This window comes from Pseudacidovorax sp. 1753 (assembly GCF_040544975.1).
In the GTDB taxonomy this organism is placed as follows: Bacteria; Pseudomonadota; Gammaproteobacteria; order Burkholderiales; family Burkholderiaceae_C; genus Xenophilus.
On sequence record NZ_JBEPKY010000001.1, the window covers coordinates 360885 to 375837 of the forward strand.

The window sequence follows — 14953 nt, forward strand, 5'->3', positions numbered from 1 at the left end:
CTGGCGCAGCAGCCAATACCAGCAAGGCAGCGGGAACGGTCGCGACCAGTCGGCGGCGCGAGGCGGGAGAAACGGGCATCGGCAGTGGAATGGCGATCCGGTCGGTCAGCGGGAAGGGGCTTCGAAGGTGGCGTTGCGCAGGAAGCCCGAGGGCATCTGGGAGGCGCCGCCGGCCTCCTGGTGGGCTTCGAGCAACTCGTCGAGCCGCGGGTCGCGCAGCATCACCTCGGGGCGGTTGCCCACCTGGACGAGGCTCTGCTGCTGCGCGGGCGCCGGACTGACGGACGCCAGCGTCGGCGCGCCGACATCCTGCCTCGCCATCTGGGCGCCGCCGGAGGTGCCGCCACCCGACACGAAGCTCCAGCCGACCGCCGCCGCCACGGCCACCGAGGCCACACCGGCCACGATGCGCCACCGGAACACTGGTTCGTTGGCCGCCTCCGCGCGACGGCTCCATTCGAGCGGGGGTTGCACCACTTCGATGGGCCGCAGCACCGGCGGCTCCTGGGCCATGCGCTGACGCAGCTTGTCGAGGAAGGCATCGCTGTCGGTGCAGGCGGTGTGCCGTCCGGTGCGCAGCGCCTCGCCCACGAGGTGGTACATCTGCCAGGAGTCACGCAGTGCGTCGTCGCCGGCCACCTGTTGCACGGCCTGCGCCATTTCGTCCGCCGGCATCTCGCCGTCCATCAGCGCCGATACCCGTTCGAGGGTCTGGGTCCTAAGCTCGTTCATGGGTTCACCTGATCACCAACGTTTGCCCGACTGGTTCTCCAGCAGGGGTTTCACTCGCGCAGAAATCGCCTCGCGGGCCCGGAAGATGCGCGAACGGACGGTACCGATCGGGCAATTCATCGCTTCGGCGATTTCCTCGTAGCTCAACCCCTCGATCTCACGCAAGGTCACGGCCTGGCGCAATTCGGCCGGCAGCGCCTCCATGGCGGCATTCACCGCCGCAGCCACTTCATTGGCCGCGAGCACGGATTCAGGGGTTTCGTCGCTGATTGGTTCGTTTCCGCCGCGGTAAGTTTCATCGTCGTCGTCACTGCTGCGCAGCGCCGCTTCGGACACCGTCGGGTCGCGTTTCATGTCCACCAGCGCCTTCTTGGCGGTGTTCACCGCAATCCGGTACAGCCAGGTGTAGAACTGCGCGTCGCCACGGAACTGGTGCAGCGCACGATAGGCCCGGATGAAGGTTTCCTGCGCGATGTCTTCGATCAGGTCCACATCGCGCACCATCCGGCCGATGAGGCGCTCGATCCTTCGCTGGTACTTGATCACCAGGAGTTCGAAGGCCTTGGCGTCGCCGGCCAGGGTGCGCTGGACCAGCAGAAGATCGGCTTCGCCCGGATTGGCAGGCGGTGGCGGCGGCGGAGCGCTCGTCATGCCGACGCCCCCTGGGAACGGCGCCCTTCGGCGGGCACACCATCGAAAGCAGCCCGGCGCAGGGCCCGCCACCGCAGGGGATCGGCGTCCCGGTCCAGCCACATCCAGTGGGTGCGGCCGTCGGTCATCACGCACCGCACCAGCATCAGCGTGCCGAGGTCCATGAGCACGGCCAGCGCGCCGCCCGCCTGCGGGTTCAGGCCGCGAAGGTCGGTCATCGACCATTCGCCACCGGTCCAATGCAACACGCCCCGGCCAGCGGTCCGGCGCGCATCCCACGCCAGTACCACGCCCGCCACTGCAGCCAGGATCATCGCGACAGTCGCCGCATCGAAGGCGGCGAAATGGAAGCCCCAACCCAAGGCGCAGAGGCCTCCGATGCCCGCGACGGCCCCATGCAGGGCTGCCGCGCGGCGGGAGGCCCCGACCGGAAAACTCACCGCCGGGGCGTGGTGCATGGGAAATTCAGAGGGGCGAAAAGCGACGGGATAAACGCCAAGGGAACGCGTCAGACCCGCTTGAACACCAGCGTGCCGTTGGTGCCGCCGAAGCCGAAGTTGTTCTTCACGGCCACGTCGATCTTCATGTCCCGCGCCGTATTGGCGCAGTAGTCCAGGTCGCATTCCGGATCCTGGTTGAAGATGTTGATGGTCGGTGGGCTCTTCTGCTCGTGCACCGCCAGCACCGTGAACACCGACTCGATGCCCCCGGCGCCGCCCAGCAGATGGCCCGTCATGGACTTGGTGGAGTTCACCACCATGTTCCGGGCGTGGTCGCCGAAGGCCAGCTTGATGGCGTTGGTTTCGTTCAGGTCGCCCAGCGGCGTGGACGTGCCATGCGCATTCAGGTAATCGACCTGGTCGGCGTTGATGCCGGCGTTGCGCAGGGCGGCCTGCATGCTGCGGCGCGGACCGTCCACGCTGGGCGCAGTCATGTGGTAAGCGTCGGCGCTCATGCCGAAGCCCACGAGCTCGGCATAGATCTTGGCGCCACGGGCCTTGGCATGCTCGTATTCCTCGAGCACCACGACCCCAGCGCCCTCGCCCAGCACGAAGCCGTCGCGGTCCTTGTCCCACGGGCGGGAGGCCGTGGCCGGATCGTCGTTGCGCGTGGAGAGCGCACGTGCGGCCGCGAAGCCGCCGATGCCCAGGGGCGAGACGGTCGACTCGGCACCGCCGGCCACCATCACGTCCGCGTCGCCGGCCTGGATCAGGCGCGCCGACAGGCCGATGGCATGCAGGCCGGTGGTACAGGCTGTGACCACCGCGATGTTCGGGCCCGTGAAGCCGTACTTGATCGACAGGTGGCCCGAGATCATGTTGATGATCGAAGCCGGCACGAAGAAGGGCGAGATGCGGCGCGGGCCGCGGTTGGTCAGCTCGGCATGCGTCTCTTCGATCATCGGCAGGCCACCGATGCCCGAGCCGATGTTGCAGCCGATGCGCTCAGCCAGCTCGGGCGACAGCGCCTCGCCGGTGGGCAGACCGCTGTCCTGCACCGCCTGGATCGAGGCGGCCAGTCCGAGATGGATGAAGCGGTCCATGTGGCGCGCCTCCTTCTCGGAGATGTATTGGGTGATGTCGAAACCCTTGACCTGGCCCGCGAAGCGGCACGCCAGGTTGCTGGCATCGAAGCTGGTGACGGTGCTGATGCCCGACTGGCCCGCCACGAGATTGGCCCAGCTCTCGGCCACAGTGTTTCCGACGGGGGAGATGCAACCGAGCCCGGTGACGACGACGCGGCGTTGAGTCATGCCGGCGAACCTTTCTGCAATGGTGGGTCTCCCAGACCTGGGGCGCCGTGCGCCTGAAACGTCATTGAAAGGACGGTTCCGGGAGGAAGTGAAGCCGAAGGCCCGCGAAACGGGAGAGGAGGGAGCCTCGCAAAGCGCCGGTCGTGCAGCGCAGCGGGCAAACGGCTTGGGGCTTGGCCGATCAGGCCTTCTGGTTCTTGACGGCGTAGTCGATGGCGTTCTGCACCGTCGTGATCTTCTCGGCGTCTTCGTCCGGGATCTCGATGCCGAATTCGTCTTCCAGCGCCATCACGAGTTCGACCGTGTCCAGCGAGTCGGCGCCCAGGTCGGCCACGAAGGCCTTTTCGTTGGTCACTTGCGACTCTTCCACGCCGAGTTGCTCGGCGATGATTTTCTTGACACGTGCTTCGATATCGCTCATTTAGGTTCCCTCTGAGGGTGGTAAAGAATCAAGGATTTTAGCCGGGCCGCTCCGGGCGAAGTTCCGGCAAGGGCCTACGGCCGCTCGGAGAAGCCACTGTCCAGCCCCCTGCGCAGATTCGTCCGACGGACGCGCGCGGCGGCTGGCGGCGTTCACATGTACATGCCGCCGTTGACGTGCAGTTCCTGCCCGGTCACATAGCCAGCTTGCGGCGATGCGAGATAGGCCACGGCATGGGCCACGTCGGCTGGCTTGCCCAGGTGGCCCAGCGGGATCTGCGACAGCAGCGCCTGCTGCTGCGCCTCGGGCAGGCTGGCGGTCATGTCGGTCTCGATGAAGCCAGGCGCCACGCAGTTCACCGTGATTGCACGGCTGCCCAGCTCGCGCGCCAAGGCACGGGTCATGCCGGCCACGCCCGCTTTGGCAGCGGCATAGTTGGCCTGCCCCGGATTGCCGGAGGCGCCCACCACGCTGGTGATGCTGATGATGCGGCCATAGCGCTGCTTCATCATCGGACGGATGACGGCGCGCGACAGGCGGAAGACCGCCTTCAGATTGGTGTCGATGACGGCATCCCAGTCCTCGTCCTTCAGACGCATGGCGAGCATGTCGCGGGTGATGCCGGCGTTGTTGACGAGCACATGCAGGCCACCGTGGGCCTTCACGATGGCGTCGATCATGGCCTCCACGGCCGGGCCGTCGGTGACATTCAGCACCTGGCCTTCACCGCCGTGGGGCGACAGCGCCGCGCCAATCTTGGCGGCGCCGTCGGCGCTCGTGCCCGTGCCGATGACCTTGTAGCCGCGCTGGGCGAGTTCCAGCGCGATGGCTGCGCCGATGCCGCGCGTGGCGCCGGTGACGAGGGCCACCTGGCCCTGGATCGCGGGAGTGTTCATGCGTGTTTCCAGAAAAAGGAAGAGACGGCGTCAGGCGACCAACTGCCGCGCTTCGCCCAGCGAGGTCGGATCCTGGATGAAGCCGCTGGCCAGGCCGGGCGCAATGCGCTTGACCATGCCCGACAGCACCTTGCCAGGACCGCATTCGACGACGGCCTCGACGCCCTGAGCCTGCAGCGCCTGCACGCTCTCGACCCAGCGCACCGGACCTGCCGCCTGGCGCACCAGCGCCTCGCGGATGCGGGCCGGATCGGTTTCGATGGCCACGTCGATGTTGTTGAGCACGGGAATCTGCGGCGCCTTCAGTTCGACCTCCGCGAGGCGGCGCGCCAGGGCCTCGGCCGCCGGCTTCATCAGGCTGGAATGGAAGGGCGCCGACACCGGCAGCGGCAGTGCGCGCTTGGCGCCCTGGCTCTTGAGCAGTTCGCAGGCGCGCTCGACGGCCGCCTTGCTGCCGGCGATCACGGTCTGCATCGGGTCGTTGAAATTGACGGCTTCGACCACTTCACCGGGGGCGCCCATGGCGGCCGTGGCCTCAGCACAGCCGGCCTTCACCTGCTCGGCCGCCATCCCCAGGACGGCGGCCATGGCGCCCGTACCGACCGGCACGGCCTCCTGCATCGCCTGGGCACGGAAGCGGACCAGCGGCGCCGCCTGCGCCAGCGTCAGCACGCCGGCAGCGACCAGCGCGGAATACTCGCCGAGCGAGTGACCGGCCACCACCGACGGTTGAGCGCCGCCTTCGGCCAGCCAGGCGCGCCAAGCGGCGATGCCGGCCACCAGCATCACCGGCTGGGTGTTGGTGGTGAGGGCCAGGATTTCCTTCGGGCCTTCCTTGATCAACAGGCCCACGTCCTGGCCCAGCGCCTCGGACGCCTCGGCGAGGGTCTCGCGCACGGCCGGATGGTCGCCCCAGGCGTCGAGCATGCCCACGGACTGCGAGCCCTGGCCCGGGAAGACGAATGCGAAGTTCTTCATGGTGATTGAGTCTCCATCGGCGCGCATCCTGTGATGGACGCGACGCCCAGCGATCCCGGTGACGGAAGCGCCTTACAGGTTCAGCAGCACGGCGCCCCAGGTGAAGCCGCCGCCCACGCCTTCGAGCATGACCGTGTCTCCGGTGCGCACCTGCCCGCCACGCACCGCGGCATCCAGCGCCAGCGGGATCGACGCGGCCGAGGTGTTGCCGTGCTCATGCACGGTCACGACCACCTTGTCGAGGCCCAGCTTCAGCTTCTTGGCCGTGCCCTGCATGATGCGGATGTTGGCCTGATGCGGGATCAACCAGTCGATGTCGGCCTCGGTCTTGCCGGCCTTGGCCAGCGTGGCACGCGCGGCCTCTTCGAGCACCCGCACGGCCAGCTTGAAGACAGCTTGGCCGTCCATGTGCAACAGCGGCGTGCCCAGCACCTGGCCGCCCGACACATGGCCGGGCACGCACAGGATGCCCACGTGCGAGCCGTCGGCATGCAGGTCGCTGGCCAGGATGCCAGGGGTGTCGCTGGCCTCCAGCACCACGGCGCCGGCGCCATCGCCGAACAGCACGCAGGTGGTGCGGTCGTTGAAGTCGAGGATGCGCGAGAACACTTCGGCGCCGACGACCAGCGCGCATTTGGCCGCGCCTGTGCGCACCATGGCATCGGCCACCGTCAGCGCATAGACGAAGCCGCTGCACACGGCCTGCACGTCGAAGGCGGGGCAGCCGGCGATGCCGAGCTTGTGCTGGAGGATGGCGGCCGACGAGGGGAACACCATGTCGGGCGTGGACGTGGCCACGATGATCAGGTCCACCTCGGCTGCGCTGCGGCCGGCGGCCTCCAGGGCATGGCGGCAGGCTTCCAGCGCCAGATCGCTGCTGTTGACACCGTCTGCCGCGAAATGGCGGGCATGGATGCCGGTGCGCTCGACGATCCATTCGTTGGAGGTCTCGATGCCGCGACCAGCCAGTTCCTGCGCCAGTTCGTCGTTGCTGACCCGGCGCGGCGGCAGATAGCTGCCGGTGCCGGTGATGCGGGAATAGAGCGTCATGAAGCTTGGAGTGCCGCGTTGTCGGTGGGCGCCGTCACCTCAGGCCGCGCCAGCAGTGGGGCGGCATGGGCGATGCGGGCGCGGACGCGGTCGAGCAGGTTGTTGCGGGCGGCATCATAAGCGCGATCCAGAGCATGCCCGAAGGCCAGCTCGTCGGCCGAGCCGTGGCTCTTGAACACCAAGCCGCGCAAGCCCAGCAGCGCTGCACCGTTGTAGCGACGGTGGTCCAGCCGCTTCTTGAGGGCCTTGAGCACCGGGTAGGAGACCAGCGCCGCGACCTTGCTCATCAGGCCGCGCGAGTACTCCTGCTTGAGGAAGTCCACGATCATCGAGGCCACGCCCTCGGTGGCCTTGAGCGCGACGTTGCCGACGAAGCCATCGCACACCACGATGTCAGTGGTGCCCTTGAAGATGTCGTTGCCTTCGACGTTGCCGTGGAAGTTGAGGTCGCGCGACTCGGCCGCCTGGCGCAGCAGCACGCTGGCGCGCTTGATGACCTCGCTGCCCTTGATGACCTCTTCGCCGACATTGAGCAGGCCGACCGTGGGCGAATCGTCGCCGCTCATCGACGACACCAGCGCCGAGCCAAGCACCGCGAACTGCAGCAGCGTCTCGGCATCGCAGTCCACGTTCGCCCCCAGGTCGAGCACCGTGGTGGCGCCCCCCTTCATGTTGGGCAACTGGGTGGCGATGGCCGGCCGGTCGATGCCGTCCAGCGTCTTGAGCACATAGCGGGCGATGGCCATCAGCGCACCGGTGTTGCCGGCGGAGACGGCCGCATGCGCGGCGCCGTCCTTGACCTGCTGGATGGCCACGCGCATGGACGAGTCCTTCTTGCGGCGCAGCGCCACCTCGACAGGGTCGTCCATGCCCACCACTTCGGTGGCGACCACATGCCGCGCCCGCTCGTGGCTGAAGCCAGCCACGGCCGACTCGACGCCGACCAGCACCAGGTGGGCATCAGGATGGTTGTCGAGAAAACGGCGGCAGGCCGCGAGCGTGACGCGGGGGCCATGGTCGCCGCCCATGCAATCGACCGCGAGGGTGATCGCCGTGGCAGCCGGAGCGTGCAGATCGGTGCTGGACATCAAAACAAAGGCCCGACGCTACGGGTTCAGTAGCCTCGGGCCTTGGCCTTGAAGGGGCAATCAGGCTTCGTTCTTGGTCTTCAGCACCTTGCGGCCACGGTAGAAGCCGTTGGGGCTGATGTGGTGACGCAGATGCGTCTCGCCCGTGGTGGGCTCGACGGCAATGCCGGGCACGCCCAGCGCGTTGTGCGAACGGTGCATGCCGCGCTTGGAAGGCGACTTCTTGTTTTGCTGAACGGCCATGGTTGGCTCCTGCGAATCTGTTGGGGTGGCGGAAAGGCGCGAGACCCTGAGGCAGCGGCGCCAGCGGTCGAACCGGCCTGGCTAACCGCGCTGCAACCCGCGAGTGCCCAGCCAACAATCAGTCAGCAATGCCGACCAAAGAGCGGAGCACCGGGGGCGGCCCGGACATGCACGAAGCATTCGTGCATCGTCTGACAGGGCCTGCGGCATGCGCGCGAAGCCAATGAGTATAACCCAGCCGGCAGGGTCAGCGCCAGAGCCAGCCGCCTCGGGCGTCAATCGTTCGATTCGGACTTGGGCTTGCGCAGGCCTTCGAGCACCGCGAAGGGGTTGGGCTTGTCGCTGCCGGCCGCGTCGAAATCCTCGTCCGCCGCCGAAAAGCGCGGCTGCTCGGGGCAGACCTCGTGGCGCGGCGCCACGGGAATATCCATCAGCAACTCGTCCTCGACCAGTGCGCGCAGGTCGAAGTCGGCCGCCAGGGCCAGCACGTCCTCGTCGGCTTCTTCGTCCTCGGCCGCGGCAGTGGCCTCGTCGGCGACGAAGCGGAACCACCGGTCCACCGACAGCACAGTCTGCACAGGGCCCAGGCAGCGTTGGCATACCAGCGGCAGTTGCACCTCAGCCTCGACATGGAGCCAGGGCACGCCAGGGCCGGCGGCGCTGCCGCGCATTTCACCGTGCGCGCTCCAGGCGACTTCCACAGGTCCTGCCTCACCGGTGGCCTGCGCCGCCTCCTCGGTCAGGCGCGCCCATGGCGCGAGCGGGCTGGTTTCGACCAGGGTGGCACCGGCCTGGGCAAAGGCCTTCACGTCCAGGCGGGCCGCATCGAATTCCGTCTTCATGGGGCGCAGTCTACGTCCCACCCCTGGCCGCACGGCATCGCGGCCGACCCGCCACCCCCGAAGGCTCGCAGAGAATCCGCGCATGCAACGCACCGTCATCCTCGGGTCCACGTCCCGCTACCGCCGCGAAATGCTGTCGCGGCTTCGCCTGCCCTTCGATGTCCAGCCGCCCGAGGTGGATGAAACACCCCACCCCGGCGAGGCGCCCGCCGCACTCGCCGCCCGCCTGGCGCTGGCCAAGGCCCGCGCGGTGGCCGAGCGATTTCCCGAGGCCATCGTGATCGGCTCCGACCAGGTCGCGGACCTCGACGGGGAGCCGCTGGGCAAGCCCGGCGACCACGAGCGCGCCACCGCCCAACTGCGCCGGATGAGCGGCCGCACCCTGGTCTTCCAGACCGCGCTGGCCGTGGTCTGCCGGCGCACGGGCTTCGTGCAGCAGGACCTGGCGCCCGTGCGCGTCACCTTCCGCACGCTCAGCGACGCCGCCATCGAACACTACCTGCGTGCCGAGCAGCCCTACGACTGCGCCGGCAGCGCCAAGAGCGAGGGCCTGGGCATCGCGCTGCTCGACGCCATCGACAACGACGATCCGACGGCGCTGGTGGGCCTGCCGCTGATCCGCACCTGCCGCATGCTGCGTGCCGCGGGAGTGGAACTGCTGTGAGCGAATCCTCCACGCCAGCCCACGCCCTTCCACCCGACGGACACCCGCGCCCCGGCACGCTCTATCTGGTGCCCGCCCCTCTGGACTTCGGCTGCGAGACCCAGGTGCCGGTCGAGGACGGCCTGCCCGCCGCCACCCTGCGCGCGGCCGCCGGCCTCGGCCACTGGGTCTGCGAGAACGCCAAGAGCGCCCGAGCCCTGCTCAAGCGCATCGACAGCGTGGCGCCGCTCACCGTGCCGATCCAGCAGATGTCGATCCGGGAGCTGCCCCGCGAAGTGCACAAGAAGGGCGACCATGGCGGCGGCTTCGACGCCCGCGGCCTGCTGGTCGACCTGCAGGCCGGCCACGACGTCGGGCTGCTGAGCGAGGCCGGCATGCCGGCCGTGGCCGATCCCGGTTCGTCCGTGGTGCGCGCGGCCCACGACCTGGGCGCGCCGGTGGTGCCGCTGGTCGGGCCCGTGTCCCTGCTGCTGGCGCTGGCCGCGAGCGGGCTGGGCGGCCAGGACTTCGCCTTCACCGGCTATCTGCCCCAGGACGCCGAGGCCCGGCGCCAGCGCATCCGCGACCTGGAGGGCCTGGCCCTCAAGCGCGGCCAGACGCAGATCGTCATCGAGACGCCCTACCGCAACGAGGCCGTGCTCCAGGCCCTGGTGCAGACGCTACAGCCGAACACGCGCCTGGCCGTGGCCTCGGGACTCACCCTGCCGCAGGCGCAGATCAGCAGCCGCAGCGTGAAGGCCTGGCGAGCCCTGCCCGAGCGCGCCCTGGGCAAGCTGCCGGCGGTCTTCGCGTTCGGCCGATGAGTGCGCCACCGCTGATTCAACCGGCAGCCCGCCTGCCCGCCGCCCGCTGGGCGGCGCGCACGCAGTTCTTCTGCTCCGGCTTCATCTTCGCCACCTGGGGCGTGCACATTCCCACCGTCAAGGCGCACTACGGCATCGACGAGGCAGCGCTGGGCCTCGCGATGCTGGCCGCTGGCGCGGGGGCGCTGCTCGGCCTTGCGCGCGCCGGCCGCTGGATCGGCCGCCACGGCGCCAATCGCATCGCCGGCGCAGCCGGCTGCTGCTATGCGCTGCTGCTCGCCTTGCTGCTGGCCATGCCAGGCTATGCCGCCCTGCTCGCGCTGCTGGCCGTGTTCGGCCTGCTCACCAGCGTGTTCGACGTCGCGATCAACACCGAGGCCGCCGCCATCGAACTGGCCGAAGGCGTGCCACGCATGAGCGGCATGCATGGCATGTTCAGCCTGGGCGGCATGGCGGGCGCCAGCAGCGGCGCCGCGCTGCTCGCGGCCGGCTGGCCGCCCGTCACCCACCTGGCGGTCGTCGCCGGGGCGATGGCGCTCGCCATCGGCGTGGCAGCGACGCGCATGCTCCCCGCCTCGCACACGGCCTCCGCCAGCGCAGATGAAGGCGGTGGCCTGCGCGATGCGGGCGGCCCGCTGCTCGTCCTTGGCCTGCTGGCGGCCCTGGGCCTGGTGGCCGAAGGCGCGATGTACGACTGGAGCGTGCTGTACCTGCAGCAGGAACTCGGCAGCCCGCAGCAGCAGGCCGCCCTCGCCTACGCCAGCTTCTCGGCGGCCATGGCCGCGGCGCGCTTTGGCGGCGATGCCTTGCGGGCCCGCGTCCCGTCGACGCGGCTGCTGGCAGGAAGCGCCCTGCTGGCCGCCGCCTCCATGACGGTCGGCCTGCTCACGCATTCGCCCTGGGTGGCGCTGGCCGCCTTCGCAGGCGTCGGACTGGGCTTCGCGAATGTGGTGCCGCTGCTTTTTGCAGCCGCAGCCCGCGTCCCGGGCGTGGAGCCCGCGCGGGGGATCGCGGCCGTCTCTGCGGCCGCCTACCTGGGATTCATGGCGGGACCACCCGTCATCGGCCTCATCGCCGGCGCCAGTTCGCTGACCCACGCCCTCTCGGTGGTGGTGCTGTTCGCGCTGGCACTGGCGGTTTCGGCGCCGCTCGCGGCACGCGGCACCGCCCGCTGAAGAAGCGGCATCGCCGCTGCGCCGGCTCAGCGCACCGAAGGCGCGGCGCGCAGGGTGGCGTGCACCGCCACATCGGCAAAGGCCGCACCGAACTTCTTGGCCAGGCGCTCGGCCACGTTGTCGCGGCGGGTGTAGTCGACCACGTCCTCGGCCTGGATCACGTCGCGCGCCACGTAGTCGATGCTGCCAAGCTGGTCGGCCAAGCCCAGGTCCACGGCCTCCTGGCCGGTCCAGAACAGGCCGCTGAACAGGCCGGGCGTGTCGAGCTTGAGTCGGTCGCCCCGGCCCTTCTTGACCACATCGATGAACTGCGCATGGATCTGGTCGAGCATGCGCTGGGCGTGGGCGCGCTGGGCATCGCTCATGGGGCTGAACGGATCGAGGAACCCCTTGTTCTCGCCAGCGGTAAGCAGCCGGCGCTCGACGCCCAGCTTCTCCATCGTGCCGGTGAAGCCGAACCCGTCCATCAGCACGCCGATGCTGCCGACGAGGCTGGCCTTGTCCACATAGATCTTGTCGGCGGCGGCGGCGATGTAATAAGCCGCCGAGGCACAGCTTTCCTCGACCACGGCGTAGATCGGCTTGCCGTATTTGGCGCGCAGGCGCTTGATCTCGTCATGGATGATGCCGGCCTGCACCGGGCTGCCGCCGGGCGAGTTGATCAGCAGCACGACGCCCTTGGAACCCGGATCCTCGAGGGCGCTCTTGAGCGAAGCGATGATGAATTCGGCACTGGCGTCTGCGCCGTCGGCGATCTCCCCGCGGATGCTCACCACGGCGGTGTGGGCGGTGGTGGTGGCTGTGCTGGGCGCTGCGCGGCTCAGGGCCATCCAGGCCAGCGCAATGAAGAACACCAGCCAGGCCAGGCGGACGAAGGTCTTCCAGCGGCGTGCGGCGCGCTGCTCCTTCAACGAGGCGAAGGCGAGTTTTTCCAAGGTGGCGCGCTCCCAACCGGGCGCGGAGGTCGGATCGTTTTTCACGGAAGTGGGTGCAGGGGCTGCGGATTCGTTCAAGGGCGCGGGCTTGGGCTCGAAAGGCTCGAAGCCGGAGGGTTCCAGGCGGTCGGGAGGACTCATGATGCGGAAGGCCGTCGAGCCGTGATGATCAATGCAGGCTCGGGTTCAGAAGGTGAACGGGCGCAGGTTCCAGGCAGTATGCCAGTGCACCACGCCCTCGATTTCGCTGAGCTCGATGCGCACCAGCCCGCCGCGGCAGGGCCCGCCGGCACAGGCGCCGGTGTCGGGCGCATAGGCCGCGCCATGGGTGGCGCACAGCAGCCAGCGGCCGGTGTCATCGAAGAAGCGTCCCTCCTGGTAGTCCATTTCCATGGCGACATGGGTGCAACGGTTCAGGTAGGCATGCGGCCGACCTTGCCAGCGGATGGCAAAGGCCCGGCAAGTCTGGCCGCCATAGATGACGTCGAATGACACCGCCAGCCCACCATCGGTCAGGTCGGCGCTGCGGCACAGGGGAATGGGGGCGTCGTCGGCCACTTGGGCAGCGTACCAAAGAACGCCCCGGATGCCGTATCGGGGGTTGCCGCGGCGCCACACCGGCCACCGCCCGGCGGCGCCGGCAAGTGCCCCCGGCGCGGCCAGGGGCTGGGCGGCCTCAGCCGTGCCGCAGAAGCCAGTCGGTCAGCTCCGCCACGGAATGGGCCACATGCAACGGCCCCAGCGCCTCGAAGCCCTCGGTCGAATGGGCGCCATAGCCCACGCCCACGCTGGCGCAGCCGGCATTGCGTGCCAACTGCAGGTCGTGCACCGTGTCGCCGATCATCAGCGTGCGCTCGGACGTCACGTCCAGTTCGTCCATCAGTTCGAGCAGCATGCGCGGATGCGGCTTGCCGAAGGTCTCGTCGGCCGTGCGCGAGGCATCGAAGCGATGGCGCAGCGCGACGGTATGAAGCGCCTGGTCCAGTCCCCGGCGCGACTTGCCGGTGGCCACCGCCAGCTTGTGGCCGCGCGCGGCCAGCGCGTCGAGCAACGGGAGCACCCCATCGAAGAGCACGAGGTCGTCCTGGTGGCGCAAATAGTGGAAGCGGTAGCGCTCGCCCAACTCGCGGTACTTCTCGGGCGGCACGTCTGGCGCGGCGCGGGCCAGCGCCTCGGCCAGGCCCAGGCCGATGACCCAGGCCGCGTCCTGATCGCTGGGCCGGCGGCCGCCGACGTCGACCACCGCCTCCTGGATGCAACGCACGATGACCGCGGTGGAGTCGTACAGCGTGCCGTCCCAGTCGAAGGCGATCAGGTCGAAGCGGCGGCTGGCCGCGGGCGTGTCAGTGTTCGTCATGGGGATCGGTCAGGGCGACGAGCGCCTGCGGCGGCAGCAGCTGCGCCAGTTCGTCGGGAAGCGCCGCCTGCAGCGCCACGGGCGCCTCGGAGACGGGATGCTGGAAGCGCAGCCGCCAGGCATGCAGGAACATGCGGCGCAGGCCCAGCCGCGCCAGCGTACGGCGACGCTCGAAGTCGCCGTACTTGTCGTCACCGGCAATGGGATGGCCCTCATGCGCCAGGTGCACGCGGATCTGGTGAGTGCGGCCTGTCTTGATGGTCACGGCCAGCAGGCTCATCGGCGCGTCGTCGCCGGGCAGCTGCACGCGGGCCAGCACGCGCACCAGCGTGAGGGCGCGCATGGCGTCGGGATGGTCCTTGTCCACCACCTTCACGCGGCGTTCGCCCTCGGCGGCGCCGTCCTTGGGCGGCAGCAGGTAGCGGGCGAGCGGAGCGTCGAGCACCTTGCGGCGGGCCGGCCAGTCGCCGTCCACCAGGGCCAAGTAGGTCTTGCCCGTCTCGCGGGTGCGGAACTGCGCCTGCAGCGCCGTGAGCGCGCTGCGCCGCTTGGCAACCAGCAGGATGCCGGATGTCTCGCGGTCCAGCCGGTGCACGAGCTCGAGGAAGCGCGCCGTCGGCCGGGCGGCGCGCAGTTGTTCGATCACGCCGAAGCTCACGCCGCTGCCCCCGTGCACGGCCGTGCCGGCAGGCTTGTTGACGGCCAGCAGCACCTCGTCCTCCATCAGCAGATCGAAGTCGCGGGCCGGCGCGGTCGGTGCGTAAGGCGCAGGGGCCGCCGTCACCCGGACCGGCGGCAGGCGCACCACGTCGCCCTCTTCCACCCGGGAGTCGGCCTGCACGCGGCCCTTGTTCACCCGCACCTCACCCGAACGGATGATGCGGTAGACATGCGTCTTGGGCACGCCTTTGAGGTGACGGAAAAGAAAGTTGTCCAGGCGTTGGCCGGCGGACTCGGCGTCCACCGTCACCAACCGGACTTCGGGGGCCGGCGCCCGCGCCGGACGCTCTTTGGGGCCGGGCTTAAGACCTATAATATTTGTCACCAGCGCGGCTCGGTCAGTGCTTATTCGAACGAGAAGTTTAGAGCACCCGCCGGAAGCGCTGGAGGTCGATGCCACTTGCGTGGTCCACCATCGCCGGCCCCGCGCCCACCAGGCCACGGGCGGCGCCGGATGCGCAAGGCGAGCCGACGCCGACGAAACCCCGAGACGGATTCCCCCCTTGCCGGCCGGCGGCCTGTTCTTCCAGAGACGGGCGCCGGACGGCGGATCGATGCGAGACCCCCTTGTGCTGCTGATGTGGCTGCTCCGTATGTGTCTGCGCTGGCTGATGCCGGTGGCAACGCCCATGCATCCAGCGCCCG

18 protein-coding genes are annotated in these 14953 nt (G+C 69.2%); 3 read left to right on the forward strand and 15 right to left on the reverse strand.

The window, feature by feature from the left end; genetic code table 11:
- Nucleotides 1-105: 105 nt before the first annotated feature.
- The 11 genes from ABIC63_RS01705 to ABIC63_RS01755 all read right to left on the reverse strand — a co-directional run bounded on the left by ABIC63_RS01705 (nt 106) and on the right by ABIC63_RS01755 (nt 8654).
- Nucleotides 106-732: a sigma-E factor negative regulatory protein gene (locus ABIC63_RS01705; RefSeq protein ID WP_354318440.1), complete on the reverse strand. Its 627-nt coding sequence runs from the start codon at nt 730-732 to the stop codon at nt 106-108.
- Nucleotides 733-744: 12 nt separating this feature from the next.
- Nucleotides 745-1383, reverse strand: coding sequence for an RNA polymerase sigma factor RpoE (rpoE, locus tag ABIC63_RS01710; protein ID WP_294366888.1), 639 nt, complete (start codon nt 1381-1383; stop codon nt 745-747).
- Nucleotides 1380-1841, reverse strand: coding sequence for a hypothetical protein (locus ABIC63_RS01715; protein ID WP_354318441.1), 462 nt, complete (start codon nt 1839-1841; stop codon nt 1380-1382). The genes rpoE and ABIC63_RS01715 overlap by 4 nt, the downstream gene beginning before the upstream one ends.
- 50 nt (nt 1842-1891) lie before the next feature.
- The gene (gene fabF, locus ABIC63_RS01720; RefSeq protein ID WP_114802592.1) at nt 1892-3136 is read right to left on the reverse strand and encodes a beta-ketoacyl-ACP synthase II; all 1245 of its coding nucleotides are present in this window, start codon (nt 3134-3136) and stop codon (nt 1892-1894) included.
- A gap of 181 nt (nt 3137-3317) precedes the next feature.
- Nucleotides 3318-3557 (reverse strand): acyl carrier protein, encoded by a 240-nt coding sequence (gene acpP, locus ABIC63_RS01725; protein WP_017758944.1) that lies wholly within the window; start codon nt 3555-3557, stop codon nt 3318-3320.
- A 152-nt stretch (nt 3558-3709) separates the two neighbouring features.
- A complete protein-coding gene (gene fabG / locus ABIC63_RS01730) occupies nt 3710-4453 on the reverse strand; it encodes a 3-oxoacyl-ACP reductase FabG (RefSeq protein ID WP_295531038.1) in 744 nt (247 codons plus the stop codon).
- A gap of 30 nt (nt 4454-4483) precedes the next feature.
- Entirely contained in the window at nt 4484-5431 is a 948-nt protein-coding gene (gene fabD, locus ABIC63_RS01735) for an ACP S-malonyltransferase (protein WP_354318442.1), read from the reverse strand.
- Nucleotides 5432-5503: 72 nt separating this feature from the next.
- Complete coding sequence (locus ABIC63_RS01740; RefSeq protein WP_294366876.1) at nt 5504-6481, reverse strand: beta-ketoacyl-ACP synthase III; 978 nt, start codon at nt 6479-6481, stop codon at nt 5504-5506.
- Nucleotides 6478-7569 carry a phosphate acyltransferase PlsX gene (gene plsX / locus ABIC63_RS01745; RefSeq protein ID WP_354318443.1) on the reverse strand — a complete coding sequence of 364 codons (1092 nt, stop codon included), beginning with the start codon at nt 7567-7569 and terminating at the stop codon, nt 6478-6480. Before plsX ends, ABIC63_RS01740 begins: the two co-directional genes overlap by 4 nt.
- A gap of 60 nt (nt 7570-7629) precedes the next feature.
- Complete coding sequence (gene rpmF / locus ABIC63_RS01750; RefSeq protein ID WP_017760020.1) at nt 7630-7812, reverse strand: 50S ribosomal protein L32; 183 nt, start codon at nt 7810-7812, stop codon at nt 7630-7632.
- Between the two features lie 275 nt (nt 7813-8087).
- Complete coding sequence (locus ABIC63_RS01755; RefSeq protein ID WP_354318444.1) at nt 8088-8654, reverse strand: YceD family protein; 567 nt, start codon at nt 8652-8654, stop codon at nt 8088-8090.
- 82 nt (nt 8655-8736) lie between these two features.
- Between ABIC63_RS01755 and ABIC63_RS01760 the strand changes: the two genes are divergently transcribed.
- From ABIC63_RS01760 to ABIC63_RS01770, 3 genes are read left to right on the forward strand one after another with little or no spacing between them, the layout of a single operon-like run.
- The gene (locus tag ABIC63_RS01760) at nt 8737-9318 is read left to right on the forward strand and encodes a Maf family nucleotide pyrophosphatase (protein WP_294366867.1); all 582 of its coding nucleotides are present in this window, start codon (nt 8737-8739) and stop codon (nt 9316-9318) included.
- Nucleotides 9315-10121, forward strand: coding sequence for an SAM-dependent methyltransferase (locus ABIC63_RS01765; RefSeq protein ID WP_354318445.1), 807 nt, complete (start codon nt 9315-9317; stop codon nt 10119-10121). Before ABIC63_RS01760 ends, ABIC63_RS01765 begins: the two co-directional genes overlap by 4 nt.
- Nucleotides 10118-11296: an MFS transporter gene (locus ABIC63_RS01770; protein ID WP_294366863.1), complete on the forward strand. Its 1179-nt coding sequence runs from the start codon at nt 10118-10120 to the stop codon at nt 11294-11296. The genes ABIC63_RS01765 and ABIC63_RS01770 overlap by 4 nt, the downstream gene beginning before the upstream one ends.
- Before the next feature lie 26 nt (nt 11297-11322).
- Here ABIC63_RS01770 and ABIC63_RS01775 read toward each other — a convergent pair whose 3' ends face one another.
- The 4 genes from ABIC63_RS01775 to ABIC63_RS01790 form a co-directional block, all read right to left on the reverse strand.
- On the reverse strand, nt 11323-12372 hold the full coding sequence (locus ABIC63_RS01775; RefSeq protein WP_234196049.1) for a S49 family peptidase: 1050 nt from the start codon (nt 12370-12372) through the stop codon (nt 11323-11325).
- Between the two features lie 45 nt (nt 12373-12417).
- A complete protein-coding gene (locus ABIC63_RS01780) occupies nt 12418-12789 on the reverse strand; it encodes a Rieske (2Fe-2S) protein (RefSeq protein WP_017760026.1) in 372 nt (123 codons plus the stop codon).
- Between the two features lie 118 nt (nt 12790-12907).
- On the reverse strand, nt 12908-13588 hold the full coding sequence (locus ABIC63_RS01785) for an HAD-IA family hydrolase (protein WP_294366859.1): 681 nt from the start codon (nt 13586-13588) through the stop codon (nt 12908-12910).
- Entirely contained in the window at nt 13575-14633 is a 1059-nt protein-coding gene (locus ABIC63_RS01790) for an RluA family pseudouridine synthase (protein WP_476346131.1), read from the reverse strand. The genes ABIC63_RS01785 and ABIC63_RS01790 overlap by 14 nt, the downstream gene beginning before the upstream one ends.
- Nucleotides 14634-14953 lie beyond the last annotated feature (320 nt).

Excerpts from the sequence above, each read along its gene's own strand:
- fabF (WP_114802592.1), bottom strand. The coding sequence starts at position 3,136 with ATGACTCAACGCCGCGTCGTCGTCACCGGGCTCGGTTGCATCTCCCCC.
- ABIC63_RS01785 (WP_294366859.1), bottom strand. The coding sequence starts at position 13,588 with ATGACGAACACTGACACGCCCGCGGCCAGCCGCCGCTTCGACCTGATC.
- ABIC63_RS01770 (WP_294366863.1), top strand. The coding sequence starts at position 10,118 with ATGAGTGCGCCACCGCTGATTCAACCGGCAGCCCGCCTGCCCGCCGCC.
- ABIC63_RS01705 (WP_354318440.1), bottom strand. The coding sequence starts at position 732 with ATGAACGAGCTTAGGACCCAGACCCTCGAACGGGTATCGGCGCTGATG.
- ABIC63_RS01755 (WP_354318444.1), bottom strand. The coding sequence starts at position 8,654 with ATGAAGACGGAATTCGATGCGGCCCGCCTGGACGTGAAGGCCTTTGCC.
- acpP (WP_017758944.1), bottom strand. The coding sequence starts at position 3,557 with ATGAGCGATATCGAAGCACGTGTCAAGAAAATCATCGCCGAGCAACTC.
- fabD (WP_354318442.1), bottom strand. The coding sequence starts at position 5,431 with ATGAAGAACTTCGCATTCGTCTTCCCGGGCCAGGGCTCGCAGTCCGTG.
- rpoE (WP_294366888.1), bottom strand. The coding sequence starts at position 1,383 with ATGACGAGCGCTCCGCCGCCGCCACCGCCTGCCAATCCGGGCGAAGCC.
- rpmF (WP_017760020.1), bottom strand. The coding sequence starts at position 7,812 with ATGGCCGTTCAGCAAAACAAGAAGTCGCCTTCCAAGCGCGGCATGCAC.
- ABIC63_RS01760 (WP_294366867.1), top strand. The coding sequence starts at position 8,737 with ATGCAACGCACCGTCATCCTCGGGTCCACGTCCCGCTACCGCCGCGAA.
- plsX (WP_354318443.1), bottom strand. The coding sequence starts at position 7,569 with ATGTCCAGCACCGATCTGCACGCTCCGGCTGCCACGGCGATCACCCTC.
- ABIC63_RS01715 (WP_354318441.1), bottom strand. The coding sequence starts at position 1,841 with ATGCACCACGCCCCGGCGGTGAGTTTTCCGGTCGGGGCCTCCCGCCGC.
- fabG (WP_295531038.1), bottom strand. The coding sequence starts at position 4,453 with ATGAACACTCCCGCGATCCAGGGCCAGGTGGCCCTCGTCACCGGCGCC.
- ABIC63_RS01740 (WP_294366876.1), bottom strand. The coding sequence starts at position 6,481 with ATGACGCTCTATTCCCGCATCACCGGCACCGGCAGCTATCTGCCGCCG.
- ABIC63_RS01775 (WP_234196049.1), bottom strand. The coding sequence starts at position 12,372 with ATGAGTCCTCCCGACCGCCTGGAACCCTCCGGCTTCGAGCCTTTCGAG.